This is a genomic window from Streptomyces sp. NBC_00076 (assembly GCF_045041235.1).
Taxonomy (GTDB): domain Bacteria; phylum Actinomycetota; class Actinomycetes; order Streptomycetales; family Streptomycetaceae; genus Streptomyces.
In genome coordinates, this window is sequence record NZ_CP108242.1 from 9,377,904 (window position 1) to 9,394,230 (window position 16,327).

6 protein-coding genes are annotated in these 16,327 nt (G+C 68.3%); all 6 read left to right on the forward strand.

Translation table 11 applies throughout. The annotated features are described in order from the left end of the window. The first annotated feature begins 13 nt into the window (after nt 1-13). The 6 genes from OHA64_RS42135 (at nt 14) to OHA64_RS42160 (ending at nt 16,325) form a co-directional block, all read left to right on the forward strand. Nucleotides 14-1,996, forward strand: a complete 1,983-nt coding sequence (locus OHA64_RS42135; protein WP_405622468.1) for an alpha-L-fucosidase — start codon at nt 14-16, stop codon at nt 1,994-1,996. 62 nt (nt 1,997-2,058) lie between these two features. Then, entirely contained in the window at nt 2,059-3,378 is a 1,320-nt protein-coding gene (locus OHA64_RS42140) for an RICIN domain-containing protein (RefSeq protein WP_405622469.1), read from the forward strand. A gap of 611 nt (nt 3,379-3,989) precedes the next feature. Then, the gene (locus tag OHA64_RS42145) at nt 3,990-5,441 is read left to right on the forward strand and encodes a lipase/acyltransferase domain-containing protein (protein WP_405622470.1); all 1,452 of its coding nucleotides are present in this window, start codon (nt 3,990-3,992) and stop codon (nt 5,439-5,441) included. Nucleotides 5,442-5,478: 37 nt separating this feature from the next. Continuing rightward, the gene (locus OHA64_RS42150) at nt 5,479-9,480 is read left to right on the forward strand and encodes a hypothetical protein (RefSeq protein WP_405622471.1); all 4,002 of its coding nucleotides are present in this window, start codon (nt 5,479-5,481) and stop codon (nt 9,478-9,480) included. Then, entirely contained in the window at nt 9,473-13,105 is a 3,633-nt protein-coding gene (locus tag OHA64_RS42155; protein WP_405622472.1) for an AAA domain-containing protein, read from the forward strand. The genes OHA64_RS42150 and OHA64_RS42155 overlap by 8 nt, the downstream gene beginning before the upstream one ends. Nucleotides 13,106-13,148: 43 nt before the next feature. Then, complete coding sequence (locus OHA64_RS42160; RefSeq protein WP_405622473.1) at nt 13,149-16,325, forward strand: hypothetical protein; 3,177 nt, start codon at nt 13,149-13,151, stop codon at nt 16,323-16,325. The last annotated feature ends 2 nt before the right edge of the window (nt 16,326-16,327 follow it).

The window sequence follows — 16,327 nt, forward strand, 5'->3', positions numbered from 1 at the left end:
GAGAGGCTCCCAGATGTCTTCCTCTTCCCTGCCGCTCAGCCGGCGCCGACTGCTGGCGGCGGCCGGCGCGGCCACGGCCTTCGGCCTGCTGCGGTTCGCCCCCGAGGCGGCCGCGACCGACGGTCCCGGAAGCTATACCGCGAGCTGGTCCTCCGTGGACCAGCACCCCCCGGCCCCGGCGTGGTTCCAGGACGGCAAGTTCGGCATCTACTACCACTGGGGCGTCTTCAGCGTCCCCGCGTTTGGGAACGAGTGGTATCCGCGCAACATGTACATCGGCGGCTCGGCCGAGAACAACCATCACAAGGCCACCTACGGCGACCCCTCGGTCTGGCCGTACAACAACTTCATCGACGGCGCCCGCGACAAGGCCGGCAGATTCGTTCAGTTCGCCCCGAAGCTGGCTTCCCAGGGCGGCAACTGGGATCCGGACGCCTGGGCGCGGCTGTTCAAGGCCGCGGGGGCCAAGTTCGCCGGCCCGGTCGCCGAGCACCACGACGGCTTTTCCATGTGGAACAGCCGCTCCAACCCGTGGAACTCGGTCCAGCACGGCCCCGGACTCGACCTCGTGGGGCTGCACGCGCAGGCCATCCGCGGGCAGGGGCTGAAGTTCATGGCCTCGCTGCACCACGCCTACCACTTCACCGGCTTCTACGACAACGTGCCGTCCCAGTCGGACCCGAGGCTGCGCATCCTCTATGGCCAGCAGGGCTCGGCCGCGGAGAACAAGCTCTGGTACGACAAGCTGGTCGAGGTCATCGACGGCTACCAGCCGGATCTGGTCTGGCAGGACTTCAACCTGCACCTGGTGGAGGAGTCCTACCGGCTCCAGTTCCTCGCGCACTACTACAACCAGGCGGTCGCGTGGAACAAGGACGTGGTCGCGACCTACAAGGACGGCCTCAACAACAGGGGCGAGGTCTTCGACTTCGAGCGCGGCGGCCCGGCAGGGCTGCTCACCCCCTACTGGCTGACCGACGACAGCATCTCCTCCTCCAGTTGGTGCTACACGGTGGGCATCGGCTACTACTCGACGCAGGCACTGCTCCACTCGCTGATCGACCGGGTCAGCAAGGGAGGCAGCATGCTGCTGAACATCGCCCCGATGGCCGACGGCACCATCCCCTCCGGGCAGCAGTCCATCCTGCTCGCCATGGGGGACTGGCTCGGCCGTTTCGGAGAGGCGGTCTACGGCACCCGCTCCTGGGCCAGTTACGGCGAGGGTCCCACCAAGATGGGCGGAGGCTCGTTCAGCGGACCGGTGGCCGGCAAACCGCAGGACATCCGGTTCACCCGCAGCCGGGACAACAAGGTCCTGTACGCCACCGCCCTGGGCTGGCAGGGCGGCACCATGACCATCACGACGCTGAACTCGAACCAGATCAACCTCAGCAGCCTGACGGGCGCTCAACTCCTGAACAACACGGCCGGTTCCTACATCAACCTGCCCGCACCGGCCCAGGACGCCTCGGGCCTGCACCTCACCATGCCCTCGTCCAACCCGCCGTTCAGCGCCCTGGCGTACACGGTCAAGCTCACCTTCTCCGGTGAGATCCCCGTCCTGGGCGCGCCGGGCGGCTCCACGACCTGGGTGAAGATCGCCAACGTGGCCGGCGGACTGGTGCTCGACAGCGGGGGCGACGTCGCCTCCGGCTCCAACCTCAAGCAGTGGAACTACGACGGGAGCACCAACCTGCAGTGGCAGCTGATCGACCTCGGCAACGGCTACTACCGCATCATGAACCGCACCAACGGCATGGCCGCCGACAGTTGGGGCAACTCCGCCAACGGCGCTCCCGCCCGCCAGGAGGCGTGGAACGGCGGCAACAACCAGCAGTGGTCGCTGGGCAGCCTCGGCGGCAACCGCTACCAGATCGTCAATCGGGGCACCGGCACCGCCCTTGACGGAAGCGGCAGCACCACGGCGGGCTCGACCACGGTGATGTGGACACCGAACTCCAGCACCAACAACCAGTGGACCATCACCGGGGTCTGAACCGCACCCCGCCCATCCCTCGACTACGGAAGAAGGCGTGTATGAAACGCAAACCGCTCTTAATGTCCATCGTGGCCGCGGTACTTCTCATCCTGGCGACTGCGGGCACCTCGTTCAGCAGCGCCCTCCACGCGCCCGCGTCGGCCACGACCACCGGCGCCGTCCGGGCGACCGCCGGCTGCGGCAAGGCCCCCGGCCTGACGAGTGGTACACACACCATTCAGAGCGGCGGCCAGACGCGCAGTTACATACTGCGGGTCCCTGCCGGCTACGACCGCAACCACCCCTACCGGCTGATCTTCGGTCTCCACTGGCGGGGCGGCACGGCCAACGACGTCGACTCCGGCGGAAGCGACGGGTACAACTGGTCCTACTACGGCCTGCGGCGCCTGGCGGACAACGCGAACAACAGCACGATCTTCGTCGCCCCCCAGGGCAACGGCAACGGCTGGGCCAACCCCGGCGGCCAGGACGTGGCCTTCGTCGACGCCATGGTCAGCCAGATCGAAGCAGCCCTGTGCGTCGACACCACCCAGTTGTTCGCCACCGGCTTCAGCTACGGCGGCGGGATGTCGTACGCCCTCGCCTGCTCCCGGGCGACGGTCTTCCGCGCGGTCGCGGTCTTCTCCGGCGCGAACCTCAGTGGGTGCAACGGCGGCACTCAGCCAATCGCCTACATGGGTCTGCACGGCCTGAGGGACAACGTGCTGCCCATCTCGGCAGGACGGGAACTGCGCGACACCTTCGTCCGGAACAACGGCTGCACCCGTCAGAACCCGCCCGAGCCGCCCAACGGTAGCCTGACGCACACCATCACCACCTACTCCGGATGCAGGTCCGGATACCCCGTCGTCTGGGCCGCGTACGACGGAGCGGGCCACGACCCCGGTCCCATCGACGGTTCCACCGGTTCCGGCTGGCGCACCTGGACGTCGGCAGCGGTGTGGCAGTTCTTCACACAGTTCGGCTCGAACCCGCAGCCGCCGCAGCCCTCCGGCAACCAGAAGATCATCGGCCAGCCGTCGGGGCGGTGCCTGGACATCAACAACTCCACCACGGCCAACGGCACGCAGGCACAACTGTGGGACTGCAACGGTAACTCCAACCAACGGTGGACCCACACCGCCGGAAAGCAGCTGGTTGTCTACGGCAACAAGTGCCTCGGCGTCGGACAGGCAGCGGGCAACGGCACCCCGGCGGCGATCTGGGACTGCAGCGGGCAGGCGGACCAGCAATGGAACGTCAATCCCGACGGCACGCTCACAGCAGCGCAGTCGGGGCTCTGCCTGGACGCCGGCGGCCAGGGGACCGCCAACGGGACGAAAGTCCAGCTGTGGAGTTGCTCGGGCGGTGCGAACCAGCACTGGCGCCTGGAGAACTGAACGCGAGCCTGAGGTTGCCTGGAGGGGCAAAGTTCCCTCCAGGCAACCAACTTGGTCGCTCTATCGGTCCCTCTAGAAGAACCCAAGTTTCTTCGGGGAATAGCTGCAAAGAATGTTCTTCGTCTCATGGTGGTACACGCGCCGTGCCCGCGCGACCTGCGGAAACGGGACTGCTGTCGGCGGCGGGCGCCGACTTGGTCCGGGAATGGTCCGGATCTTGGTGTCCAACACCCGACTTTGAACATCCATCCCTGAAGCCGTTGCTCTCGCGCTCAACACCAGGTCCCGCAAATCGCTCGGCTGGAGGACACCCGCCGAAGGTCTTATCGCCTCAGGAAGCCGGTGTTGCGCCGACTGGTTGAGTCCAGGGAGTACGCCTCACGGAAGTTCCACGGGGCCTGCCGCCGGCTAGGCGGTTTTCCAGTCCATGGGCCGGGTCGGATCCTCGAGAGCGAGCAGGGGGGCGCAAAGATGAACTTCCGTGCTTCAAGTGATAGTTGGTCCGCTCTACGAAGCAATGTGCGTTTGTCGCTTCTGTGCTAGCGTCCTTGGCCACTGCTACGGAGTTGCGCAAGGGGGCGCGCTGGTGGCGGTACCTCTGGGGGACGGGGATGAGCAAGCAGCGTGTACCTCAACGGCTGCTCCACGATGCCGTGATCGTCGTACCGGGCATCATGGGCAGTGCACTGAAGGACGCGGAGAGCGGCAAGCAGCTGTGGGGCGTCAGGAAGCTTTTCCAGTACTCGGCGCGGATGCACACCGACCGACTGCGGGCGCTGGCCGTCTCCGACGAAGAGCGTGCGGGAGACATCGGGAGGATCGAGCCGACCGGCCTGTTGAACGTCGCCGATTCTCTGCCCGGGCTCGGCTCCGCACAGCCGTACAATCAGCTGGTCAAAGAGCTGCGCCGGACGGCCGTGCACCGCAGCGCGGTCCTGGCGTTCCCCTACGACTGGCGCCTGTCGGTCGCATACAACGGGGGCCTGCTGGCGGACGCGGCCCGTCGTCACCTCAAGGCCTGGCGTGAGCACCCCGCCCACGCTCACTACCTTTCCGGCCGGCCCGAGGCGGGACCGGCCCGGATCCTGTTTGTCGCCCACTCCATGGGCGGCCTTCTTGTACGGGAGCTTCTCTGCCATGGGAGCTTCCGGGACGACATCCGGGCCGTGCTGACCGTCGGCACCCCCTTCAGTGGCTCGGTGAAGGCGGCCATCATGCTCAACTCCGGCAAGGGAGGGCCGCTTCTCCTGCCACCCGCTGACCTGCGTGAGTCGGTCCCGACGATGCCGGGACTGTACGACCTACTGCCCTCCTACCGCGCGCTGGACATCGGCGCCGAGATGCGGGTGCCGACCGCCGATGACCTCGTGGCGCTGGGCGGCCGCCGCGACCTGGTGCAAGAGACCCTGCACTGGCGGGAGACCAGGCAGAGCACCATGCTTCCCGACCACAGCATGGTGGTCGGCTTGGGCAAGCGCACCCTGCAGAGTTACCGCATGCAGTCGGACAGAGCCATCGGCCAGCGGTTCATGTTCGTACGGGACCGTTCCGACGACCGTGTCCTGCTCGACACCCAAAAGCGCCCGCGGACCGAGGACCGCAAGGGCGACGGCACCGTGTACCAGTTCGCCGCGCATCTCAGGGGCGGCAACGCGCAGCCCGTCACGGTCTTTCAGGAACACGGGGCCCTTGCCCGCAGCCGCACTGTCATCGACTTGGCGTGCGGCATGCTGCGAGGGATGAGACACCCCGACGAACTGGGCTCGATGCTGGGTGAAGGCGGGTTCGAGCTGGAAGTGCCCGAGTGGGTCGAGCCCGGCGTGCCCTTCACCGTCGAGGTGTCCGGTTGGGACGGAGCCCTCGGGCTGCGGTGCACGGCCACTGAGGTCAGCGGGCTCGGTGAGGTCGTCCACCTCGAGCTGAGACCGGTGCCCGGAGAGGAAGGGCGGCTGGTGGCGAGATGTGCCGTCTCCCGGCCGGGACTGTACGAGATCGAAGTGGTAGGCGGAAGCGAGCCGGTGACCCGGCTCGTGCTCGTCGTGGCTTCGGAGCAGCACCTCTGACACCATGGCCCAGCACTTCGACTCGGAGCACGATGACGTGGATCTGTTTGCCATTCACACCCTCCCGGTGGGGCGGGTGGTCGGCTTCGGCGACGACGACGAGGACGACGAGACGATGGCGGACGAGGCTGCCCTCGCCGAGGCGGTCCTGCGGCGGATGAGCGGGCGTGCCGTCGAGCCGGTGTTCGCCGGTACTTCGGTGCGGTCGTTGGCCGAAGCCGACGAGGCGCTGGCGCACTGGTCCGGGGAACACGGGGATGACGAGCCGCAGCCGTCGGTTCTTCTGTGGGTCGGCCACGGCTGCATGACGCCGATGGGATCCGTACTGCTCGTGCCGGGCGCCGAGAAGCGCGACGGCAACGCCCGGGTGACGCCCGACATGGTCGCCCACCATGTCCACAAGGAGCAGGAGAGACGTCTGCACGATGAGAGACTCTGGGCGATCGTGGTGTTCGAGGCGTGCAATTCTGAGTACTTCGCCCTGGATGTGGCACGGCGATTCAATGGCGCGGGGCAACCTCGGACCCAGTCGCTCTTGCTGATCGGCACGGGCAGGGGAGCGGCGCAGGGCTATCTGGGGACGTTCCGTCGCGTTCTCGAGAGTTGGGTCGACAACAAGACCGCGATCGACAAGGTCTTCACCCTGAGAGACCTGCAGAAGCACTTCTCGGACAACGGTTGCCATGCCGAGCTCGTCGGAGAAGATGCATGCGACGAGCTCCCTCTGGTGCTGCGCGACCGAGTGCCGCTCGCCGGTGCCATCACCGTCGCCGAGCAGCGTCGGTTGCAAAGCAACTTCGACCATGCGCCCGAGGAACATCCGCACCTGCAGGGCCCGGACACGGCGGGCTTCCTCGAGCTGGTCCACCATTTCACCGGCCGGGCCAAGGACTTACGAGCCGTCGACTCATGGTGCGCTGATCCCGGAGGGGCCGACGTACTTGCCGTCACGGGCGTGCCCGGTGTGGGGAAGTCCGCACTCCTCGGCGAGACGGTCATGCGATGGTCCCGCCGCAGGGTGGGCGGCCGGGACCGAACGGGGCCCGTCGCGGGCTCCGCCGGAACCGGCGTCCCAGGCGGGCATCCCGGCGTCAACGAACCCCGTCGCCTCGCCGCCGTGCTGGCGCTCACCGGCAGCACGCCCGCCGATGTCGTTCGGCAACTGGCCGACCTACTCGCTGTGAGGGTCGACGGATCCGACAGGGCCGGTTCCTCCGCAGGCGGTGAACCGGCCGACGCCGTACGCCGCCGCCTGGCCGAATTGGCCGATCCTGGCGGCGGCACTGGTCCTGGCACGAATGCGCGGACGCCGACCGGGGCGCTGATCGTGGCCGATGCGTTGGACGAGGCCAGGGATCCGCTCCGCGTGGCTGCCCTGCTGCGGGACCTGACCACGATCCCTGGTGTCCGGCTCCTGATCGGTACCCGGCCCTCCTCGTTCTGGTCCGCTTCAGGAGGCTGGGCAGAGGAGACAAGCGGTCGCGTCGACCTGCTGGAGGTATTGGGCACCGGGACCGGACACGCCGATGTGCTCACCCTTGAACCCGATCCCACAGCGGTCCGTGAGTACACCGAACACCACATACGCCGGATTCTCCGCGAACGCACCCCCGCCGGGGAGGCGGACTGGCACGAGGCGGTCGCCCACGAGGTGGCCGAGGTGGTTGCAGACCACGTGGGCAGAGGAGCATGGCAGTTCCTCCAGGCTGCTCTGGTGGTCCAGGAGATCGAGGAGCGGCCCACCGTCGCGTCCACCGCGTCGGACACGCGGGCCGCCCTCGGTCCGCTGCTCGAACGAGACCAGAAGGGTCTCTTCGGAGCCGCGGTCGCGCGCATAACCGCGGGACTTGCCGTGGCCGAACCGTTGCTGCGCGCCCTCGCCTACGCGCATGGCCGCGGTCTGCCCCTCGCGGATGGCATCTGGACACAGGCGGCGGCGGGCATTGCCGGAGCCGACGACCGAGTCGACGACCATCAGCTGAGACTTTTCCTGAGTCGCGCTGCGGCCTACGTCCTGCTGGACGGGGAGGACCGGCGCAGCGTGTACCGGCTGGCGCACCGCACCTATGCCGAGCAACTGCTCGCCGACGCCACTCCGGGCGGCAGATACGCGATGTTCGTGGCCCTGCTGGATCTGGCGGCGGAGCAGGCCGACACCGGGCTGCCGCTCAGCCCGCACCTTGCCGCCAGGCTCGCGGAGTACGCCGCCGACTGTGGTCCGGACGGATGGGCGGCGCTGGCCGCGCGGCCAGCCGTCGTCGACCGACTGGCGCCGGCCTCGTTGAGCACGCTGGCACTCACCCCCGGGCCCGGCACCGGAGCCACGTCCGCCCAACTGCCGGTCGGGGTGCTGGGAACGGTCGCGTCGGCGCACCTGATCAAGGAATCCGCGCCGGACGATCGGCCGGGCCTGCGCCAGCTCGGCGGACTGCGGGCCGCCGGGGTCCTGCACGAGGCGGGGCCCGGAGCCGCCTGGGAGGTGTGCTGGGGGCGGATGCGGCGCGTGCCACTGCATCTGCGAGTCGGCGCCGACGCCGCGGTGACCGCACTGGTCGCGCGCCCCGACGCGACATGGCTGGTGACCGGTTTCCTCGACGGAACGGTCGTGGTGTGGGAACCGTGGAAAGAACACGGCCCTGTCGTGCTGCTGCGGGGGTGCGACAAGCCGGTGAGCGCGCTCGCCGCACACGGCTCGGCCAGCGTCAGCGAGGAGGCGGCCGATGGGCCCGCCGGGCCGGGAGTCCTGGCCGTCGCCCACGACAACAGGACACTTCAACTGTGGGACACCGACGCGGAGCATCCGCAGCCCTTGGCGACGTCGTCCGCCGAGCTGGTCACGGCCATGGTGGCCATCCCCGACGGCACGCGACGCTTCGTCGTCGCCGGTGAGGCCGGGTACCTGGCGCTCCTCGGCCCGGGCGGGGAGTTGTGTCCAACGGCGGAGTCCCCCGCCTCCACCGACGTCGTGGGGCTGGCCCTGGCCTCCGGCACCGATGGAAATCAGCTCGTCGTGGCGGCCTACCGGTGTGGACTCCTGGGGCTGTGGGAGGTTGGCGGAGGGGCGCCCTCGCTGGTGCACCAGCTGCGTGCGCGTACGGAGTTGTCGGGTCTGACGCGCGTCACGGACCCGGGGGCAGGCGCCCGGCTCGTCACCGCGTCGGACGACGGTCGCCTCGCCCACTGGAGAGTGAGTCCGCTCGACCGCGGACCGCGCATCATGCCCGAGGCGGAGGGCGAAGGGCCCGAAGCCACGGACGGCGCCAATCGGGTGTTGGCCGCCCTGCCGGTGTCCGCGGAACGCAGCGTCCCGGTTCTCGGCGACGCGCGCGGCGTTGTACGTGTCGTGAACTCGCCCGCCGAACCGGGACACCCGCAGATTCTTGAGGCCTCGACAGCATCCGGGGCGATCAAGGCGATCGGCGCGTTGCGGGGACCGCAGAGCGGACGCGTCCTGGCTACGGCCGCGGAGCGTGACTGCACCGTGCACTTCTGGGATCCGTCAGCCGTCGCGGGCGCGGGTGCCGCACTGGTGGACATCCCCTCGGCGGTCAGCGGACTGTGGTGCCACGTCCTGGCCGACGGCACGGAAACCCTCGTGGTGGCGGAGCAGTGCGCTGGACGGACGACATTACGGACGCTGCGCGCGGCGGACGGCAAAGAAGTGCCGGAAGCGTCATTACCCGACAGCCTGTCTGCCGCAGACGCCGACGAAGGACAGTCGTTCCTCCCCCCGGGTGCCGACGACCAGCACTCGCGCATCGTCGGTTGCGTCACACTCCACGGACTCGTCCCCGCTCCCCGCGGAACCGAGACGAAGGTGACTGCCGGCCGTGAAGGCACGGTTGTGGTGTGGCGAAACCGGCAGGGATCCGGCTGGAAGCCGGTCCGCCGTATACGGCTGGGGGCTCCCTGCCTCCGGCTCACGACGCTGTCTGAGGGACGGCTCGCAGTCGCCACGGACGACGGGGTCCTGGTCTTGAGGATCAATCCTGTCGCGTGGCCGGTCAAGGGCAGGGGCACGGAGGAAACGCATGTATGACGAACTGCCGCCGGAGTACCTGAACGACCTGCTGAACGACCTGTTCACCGGCAAGACACCGGCGCACGGCCGATATGTGCTCGTGGACGGTGTCGAGGAGCTGATCAAGGGCCGGGTGATCCACTTCGTCCTGCGGAACAAGGACCACGCCACCGACGTCCGGGAAGTGACGCTCTTCCTCGATGTCGACCAGGCGGGTAGCGACCTGTGGGACCACGAAGTGCGCAACCTCCTCCGTCTCAAGATGCTCGGGCACCCGGCGCTGCCGGAGATCGTGGTCGGCGGATTCGACAGGACCTGGCGGGTCGCGTTCATCATGACCCGCCTGGAAGGGATGCCCCTCGCCCAGGAGTGGGAGTCCGTGGTGAACGAGTGGGCCAAGACCCACCCTGTGGTGGCGTTCGAGCAATTCAGCCTGCTGGCGGACGCGCTGAGCCAGTTGCACGGAACACGCATCGTGCATCGGAACCTGACTCTGGCGGCCGTCCGAATCAGCTCGGTGAACCAGAATCCGGCCCGTGCCAGGCTCTCCCTGGCACGGTTCGAGCTGAGCGCCCTGCTCAACAATCTGCTTCACTCGGTGCAGGGGCCGAACAGCCGAGCGAAGCACGACGAGGCCGTGCAGGCCCTCTTCCTCACCCCGCCGACCGGTGTCACGAAGGCCCACCATCTGGCCTACCTGGCACCGGAGAACCATCCCTCGGTCTTCTGCGACGTTCAACTGCGCCGCCTGGACCATGGCAGTACCGACGTCTTCGGGCTTGGCGTGCTGGGATGGGAGCTCTTCGTGGGCTCTCTGGAGGACATCCTCGCCAAGGAGTGCGCCGCGGTCGAGCGTGCCGAGGGCGAGGAACTCCCCGGGGCGCTCGCCCGGCTGCACGCCGGGATGCGGCGTCAGCTCACTCTCTCCACCAAGGTGCCCCGCACCCTGCGGGACGCGCTGCTCGAGATGCTCGACCACTCGCCCACGGGCCGCAGCACCTCCTTCCAGGCGTCGGCGGCTCTTCAGTTGCACTGGGCGGACATCTGCACGGCGCTGGATCCTGCGCCGCAGGACACCCGGCCCCGGCTGCTGGCTTTCATGCCCGACCAGTCCGTGGTCACGATCTACAAGAAGCGCGGCTGGACCGACCACAGCCCGGACACCCCGCAGGGCTGTCAGGAACTGCAGGCCTTCCTGGAGGAAGAACTGCGGGGGGCCGAGCTGGTGCACTGGCACGGTGGTGCGGTCGGCTTCGTGCCGGGGGATCCCCGGTCGCTAGCCGAGGCCGAATGGGTGCTCGTCGGGCAACAGGCCGTGTGGTTCTGTGCGTTCCTCTACCGCCAGACGATCATGGGGCGGCGCACCGAAACCCGCACCGACACACTGGTCATCAAGTACCTCGCGGACAAACGGTTCGCGTCCGAGATCGTGGCGACCAGGCCCAAGCGACGCGTCGGCAAGGTGGACCTCGTGCCGTTCCGCCTGGGCCAGCCGCTCGACGACCAACAGCAGGACCGGCCGTCCTGGGCAGAGTTGACCAAAGCGGTCCAGAACAGCGAGCGGGACGAGCAGGACGCCAAAGTCCAGGAGATGCTGCGGGCCGTGTCCTTCATGCTGGACTACCAGGCTGTGGCGCTGCGGGCCCGCCAATACCCGTACCTTCTTCGCAAGACGAAAGACGGCCGACTCGTACTGACCCACGACAAGGGCAGGGACCGCAGTTGGCGGCACGGCGACGAACTGCTCACCGCGTACTGCTCCGACGCCAGGCGCAGGCCGGCGCTCGGGGACTTCGCCAAGGAACTCCTCGCGGAGGACGGCAGGGCGATGATCTCCGTGGTGGACGACCGCCCCAGTCCCTACTTCGGCAGCGGCTCTGTGGCCTTCCACGTGCGGGAACGCCTGGACACCGACTCCATCGTCGTCGAGTCGTCACACGGGGACAAGAAGCCTCCGGAGAAGGGCTGGCTCAGGCCGCTCGGGGACCTCGGCACCGAGGTACAACTGCGTAGGGAGACGCGAGGACTCGCCTCGCTGCGTCAGAAGGCGGGCCTGGCGAGTGTTCTGCACAGCCCGTCCTCCATAGAACTGCGCAGTCGGCGTGCGGCGACGCTGCACATCCCGGCGCTGCCCAATGAGAAACCGCTGCGGGGGAAGGCCCCGGAGATCATCGCCGACATGCTGAGGCTGCACCCTTTCTACGCCCTTCAGGGGCCGCCCGGCACGGGCAAGAGCACCGTGGTCGCCCACGCGCTTCGTGACTTCCTGCGGACGGAGCACGGAGCCCGGGTGCTGGTGAGCGCGCAGTCGAACGACGCCCTGGATCAGTTGGCGGGAAAGTGCGTCGAACTACTGAAGCCGGCGATCGAGGACCAGTCCATCCTGATACTCCGGGAGCTGTCCCGCAGAAGGGACGTCACGGATCTGCCCAAGGCGTTGCGTGGTTTCACTGCGGAGGCGATCGCCGAGGACCTTGTCGAGCGTATTCGCAAACGTGTCGAGGAGGGTCCACAGACAGGGCTCAACGCCTCGGAAGTGAAGCTGATGCACCGGTGGGGCAGCGTCGCCAAGGAGAACATGTTCGAGCTGATGGAGCGTATCCGGGTCGGCGCCGACATCGTCCTCGCGACCTGCTCGATCGCGGGCACCCTGACCGACGAGGTCCGCGACCCCGCTGACGTCTTCGACTGGGTCATCATTGAGGAGGCGGCCAAGGCGTGGCCCACGGAGATCATCATGCCGCTGGTCCTCGGAGTGCGCTGGACCCTCGTCGGTGACCATCTACAGCTCGGACCGCACCGGGCCCAGGACGTCAAGGCCTTCCTGGACAGCCTGGCCCCGCACCGGGACGAGCGCATCGAGCTGCACTACGCGGCCCGCGAGAGCTACACCGGCTTCATCCAGATGTTCGCCAAGTTCTTCGACGCCAGGGGCGCGGGCCAGCGCGCCAACGCGTCGTGCCCGGTGGACACCCTCGACACGCAGTTCCGTATGCACCCGGACATCGCGCAGCCCTTCGCCCGAGCCTTCTACCCCGGCAGTGACGGCACGGGCACCTTCCTCGTACCCGACCCAGAGATCAAGGAGTTCCACAAGGCCACCAAGCCCGACTACGTGAGAGGCGCGCCCCTGGTCTGGCTGGACACCTCCCAGCACGCGAGCTGCGGGGACGCGGGGTACTGGTGGAACTCCGGAGAGGTTGCCATCATCCGCCAACTCGTGCGTGACCTCGGTCTCGAGGACGACAAGGATCCCAAGAAGCTCAGTGTGCTGACTCCCTATCGCCGACAACTCGAAGAACTGGACCGTGGGTTCCTCGAGAAGAGGGTGCATACGATCCACTCGTTCCAGGGCGGCCAGGCGAAGACGGTGATCGTCTCACTGGTCCGCAGCACCGAGCGGGGCCTCGACCCCCGGCAGAACGTGGGGCATGCCGCCCAGCCCGAAGTCGTCAACGTGATGCTGTCCCGGGCCCAGCAGCTGCTGATTGTCGTAGGCAACCTGCAGCACTTCGAACGCCATGGCGGAAAGGACTGGCGGACGGTGATCGAGACCTTCCGCGAGGTGGGCAGGATCGTCGACGCCGTGACGGGGGAGATCGTGTCCGATGCCGTAGACGGACAGAGGGCGTCCGATGCCTGAGACCGTTGTTGTCGCGATTCCCTGCCGTGTCATTACGCTTCGGATGGAACTCGGCGCGGAGGACGGTGCCTCGACCCTGGAGGACCTGGTGCTCCGGGCGGTGGCGGCCGGTCGTAGAACCGTCAGGGGACTGGGGGAGCTGTTCTGCCTGCCCAACAGGCTCATGCTCGACGTGGTGCACGGTCTGTGGAGCCGAGGGTTCCTCGCAGTCGACTTCACCACGAACACGCTCGAGAACACCCAGGCCGCCCAGTCGGTCCTCGGCGAGCATGACGGGGAGAGTACGGTCCCCGTCACCGTGAAGACACACAAGTTCCTGTTCGACCCGGTGACGGCGTCCGTTGCCCTGCTGCACCGGAAGGGCATGGACCGGGTCCCGCAGGGGGCCGCTGCAATGCCGCTCGCCCGGGGAATATCGGAGACCGACATCCCGCAGAGGGACCTGCTGCGCGCGGTGCGGGAAGCCGTCCGCACCGACCAACGACAGGGCGGCCTGCGTCAGCCGGTCTTGAACGTGTCCTTCGCCAACCCACTGCTCAGTCCGTCGGAGGCCGTCCACTGGAACACCGTGGAGGTCGTGGTGAACCGGGACCCCACCACGGGGCAGGTGACAGCCGCCCCGGTGCAGATGCCACAGGGCTGGGGCAGCCGCGCCGTGCAGCTCTTCCAGGCGAGAGTGCGCGAGCTGGTGCGCACTCGGCCCGAGAGCAGGTTCGTGCAGCAGTTGCTGTCCCGGCAGGTACTAGAGGTCGTCCCGCCCGACAGCCTCCGCTCGCTTCTGGTCGGTCTGGACCGGCTGGCGGAGGGCCTGAACACCGTCCCCTTCGAGCAGTTGCCGACCCGGCACCACGAGCTCTGCGCGAGAGCCGGCCAGGCGATGGACCACCTAGCGGAGGCGCGGCGCGCGGGGTGCTCCGTGCAGCGGGTGGCCGCCGGGGCGGGCGTCAACTGGGTCGTGACCCATCTGGTCGAGTCTGCGGCACACCAGGTCGTTCTCGCGGTGCCGCACATCACCTACAACGCGCTGCACCAGGTTCTGCCCTCACTGGAACTCGCTGCGAAGCGCGGCGTCACCCTCGTCTTCCTGTGGGGGAGCCACCGGACGGCCAAGCTGGAGGGAAGAGTCGCCACGGCGCTGTTCGACCTCCAGGCGCGCTTTCCCGGCAATGTGCTGGTGGAGGCACGCAGCAGCTCCTCTTCGGCCTCGGCGGTCATCTGTGACGACCGGTACGCGTACGTGGGATCCCGCAGCGTATTCGGCGAGGACACGGGGGCCGGAGTCCTGGTGGAGCCCACCGAGGGCACCGACGAGCCGCCGAGTTGTGTGACGGACCTGCTCAGCTGGGCCAAGCGGACCTACCCGTACTGGGAAACGGCGAGCAGGATCGCCCTCCTGCCGACGGACTTCGAAAGGCGGCAGCGGGTCACGGAATCCCCGGCGAACGCGAGCAGTCGGCAGCGCGACGTCTCGCTGCCCGAGCTGACCGAGACGTGGAAGGAGGACGAGGTCGAGTACCGCTCCAAGTGGTCGGCGGCGTGGGGCCGGGTGCTGCGCGAGCTCATGGACGCGGTGGAGGCGGTGTACCGCGGCGCCCCGGTCGTGAGAGCCGTCTGGGACGGCATGTATGTCGATCTCGTGCAGAGCGCCATCGGCGGCGCCACCGAACGCCTTGCCGTCACCGACGACTCCGCGGAGAGCGAGGCGTGCACCGATGCGCTCGGTCAACAGCTCCTCCGTCTCAGGGATCAGGGCGCCGCGGTCCACCTCCAGCACCCGGTGCTCAAGGACGGGCACCAACCTGCGAGGGCCTATGCGGAGCTGCTCAAACGTCTGAACACGGAGCGGACTCTGCGCAACACCAAGGCCCAGGCGCGGGCTGTGCTGTCAGACCACGAGACGCTCGTCGGCAGCTACCGTCCCCTCGGCACCAGATCCGTCAACCCGGCGCGGGGTCAGGCTACCACCGAGCTCGGGCTGCACATCATGAACTCCGACTTCACCGCCGACTTCGCCCGAGAACTGGGCATTCCCGACTGGTTCGGGGGTGGCGACGACGACCTCGAGGCCCGACCGAACTACCTGCCGTCCCTGCCCTCGCTCTCCTCGATTCCCGTCGTCTACGACGAGTGGACGCTGCTCGACGACCGCCTCGCGGCCGGTACATCGCCCGAACGACTGCGCAGGGAATCCGCCGCCTTGCTGTCCCGCTCGGCGGACGGCGGGCCAAGGCGCCGCCAGTGGGAGCTTTGGCTCCTGTACGACGCGTGGCAGCGGCACGCCTTCATGGAGGCGTACCTGCTGGCTCCGTTGCTGGGTGACAGGGAGTCCATGCCGGTGGACCTGGCGGCCGTGGCCGTGCCACTCGAACACGGCCCACTCGGCGAACAGCTCTACTACAGCGCCCTCGAACTGTCGAACGCTCCGTACGAGCACCGTACGGTCGTCCTCGTGGGTGCAGTCGCGGAGATGCTGCTGCACGGCGGCGACGTCGGCCTGACGGTCTGGGAGGAGACGTTGGCCGGCAGTGGCAGCAGGCTCGGCGACGGGCTGCCTACGGCCTGGCTCCGCCTGGCGGGTCAGGCGGCGGAGTGCTTCGCCGGTGAACGGGCCCCGGTGCCGCTCCAGGACATCAACGCCTGGGCCGAGAGACAGGAGCGCTCGGTCACCCTGCAGCTGGACTGGGAGCGGCTTGTCGCCGACGCGAGGGATTTCGAACGGGCCGACCATCGCTTCAAGTTCCAGGACGGGCAACGGATGCACCGCGCGATGTTCCGGCCGGGAGGCGTGTTCGCCGACGTCCTGGCCATGGCGGACAAGGAGGCCACGGTCGACTTCCGGACGCGGACCGCCGCCGTACTGCCTCGTACGGCCTTCGACGCCCGCGTCTACATGGACCAGCTCGCGACGGATCTGGGCGTCCGGCAGGTCGAATGGAGCCACCACCTGACCTACGCGCGGCGGGTGGGCCAGGTCATGGCGGAGGCGCGTCGCCTCGCGGCGCTCTCGGCGGCTGAGCCCGAGGTGGAGACTGCCGGTTCCGGACCCGCGATGCTCCCGATTCTCACGCCCGGCCAGCGGGCGCTCGCCCGGTTCCTCGACCACGAGTGGCACAACCTCCTCGAAGAGGCGGACAGCCTGGGAGAGCCGGCCCGGTATCCGGCGAAGGCACTGCTGAGCGAGCTTGCCGCCATGCCGGTGATCGGAAGGGACGACAGGTGAGC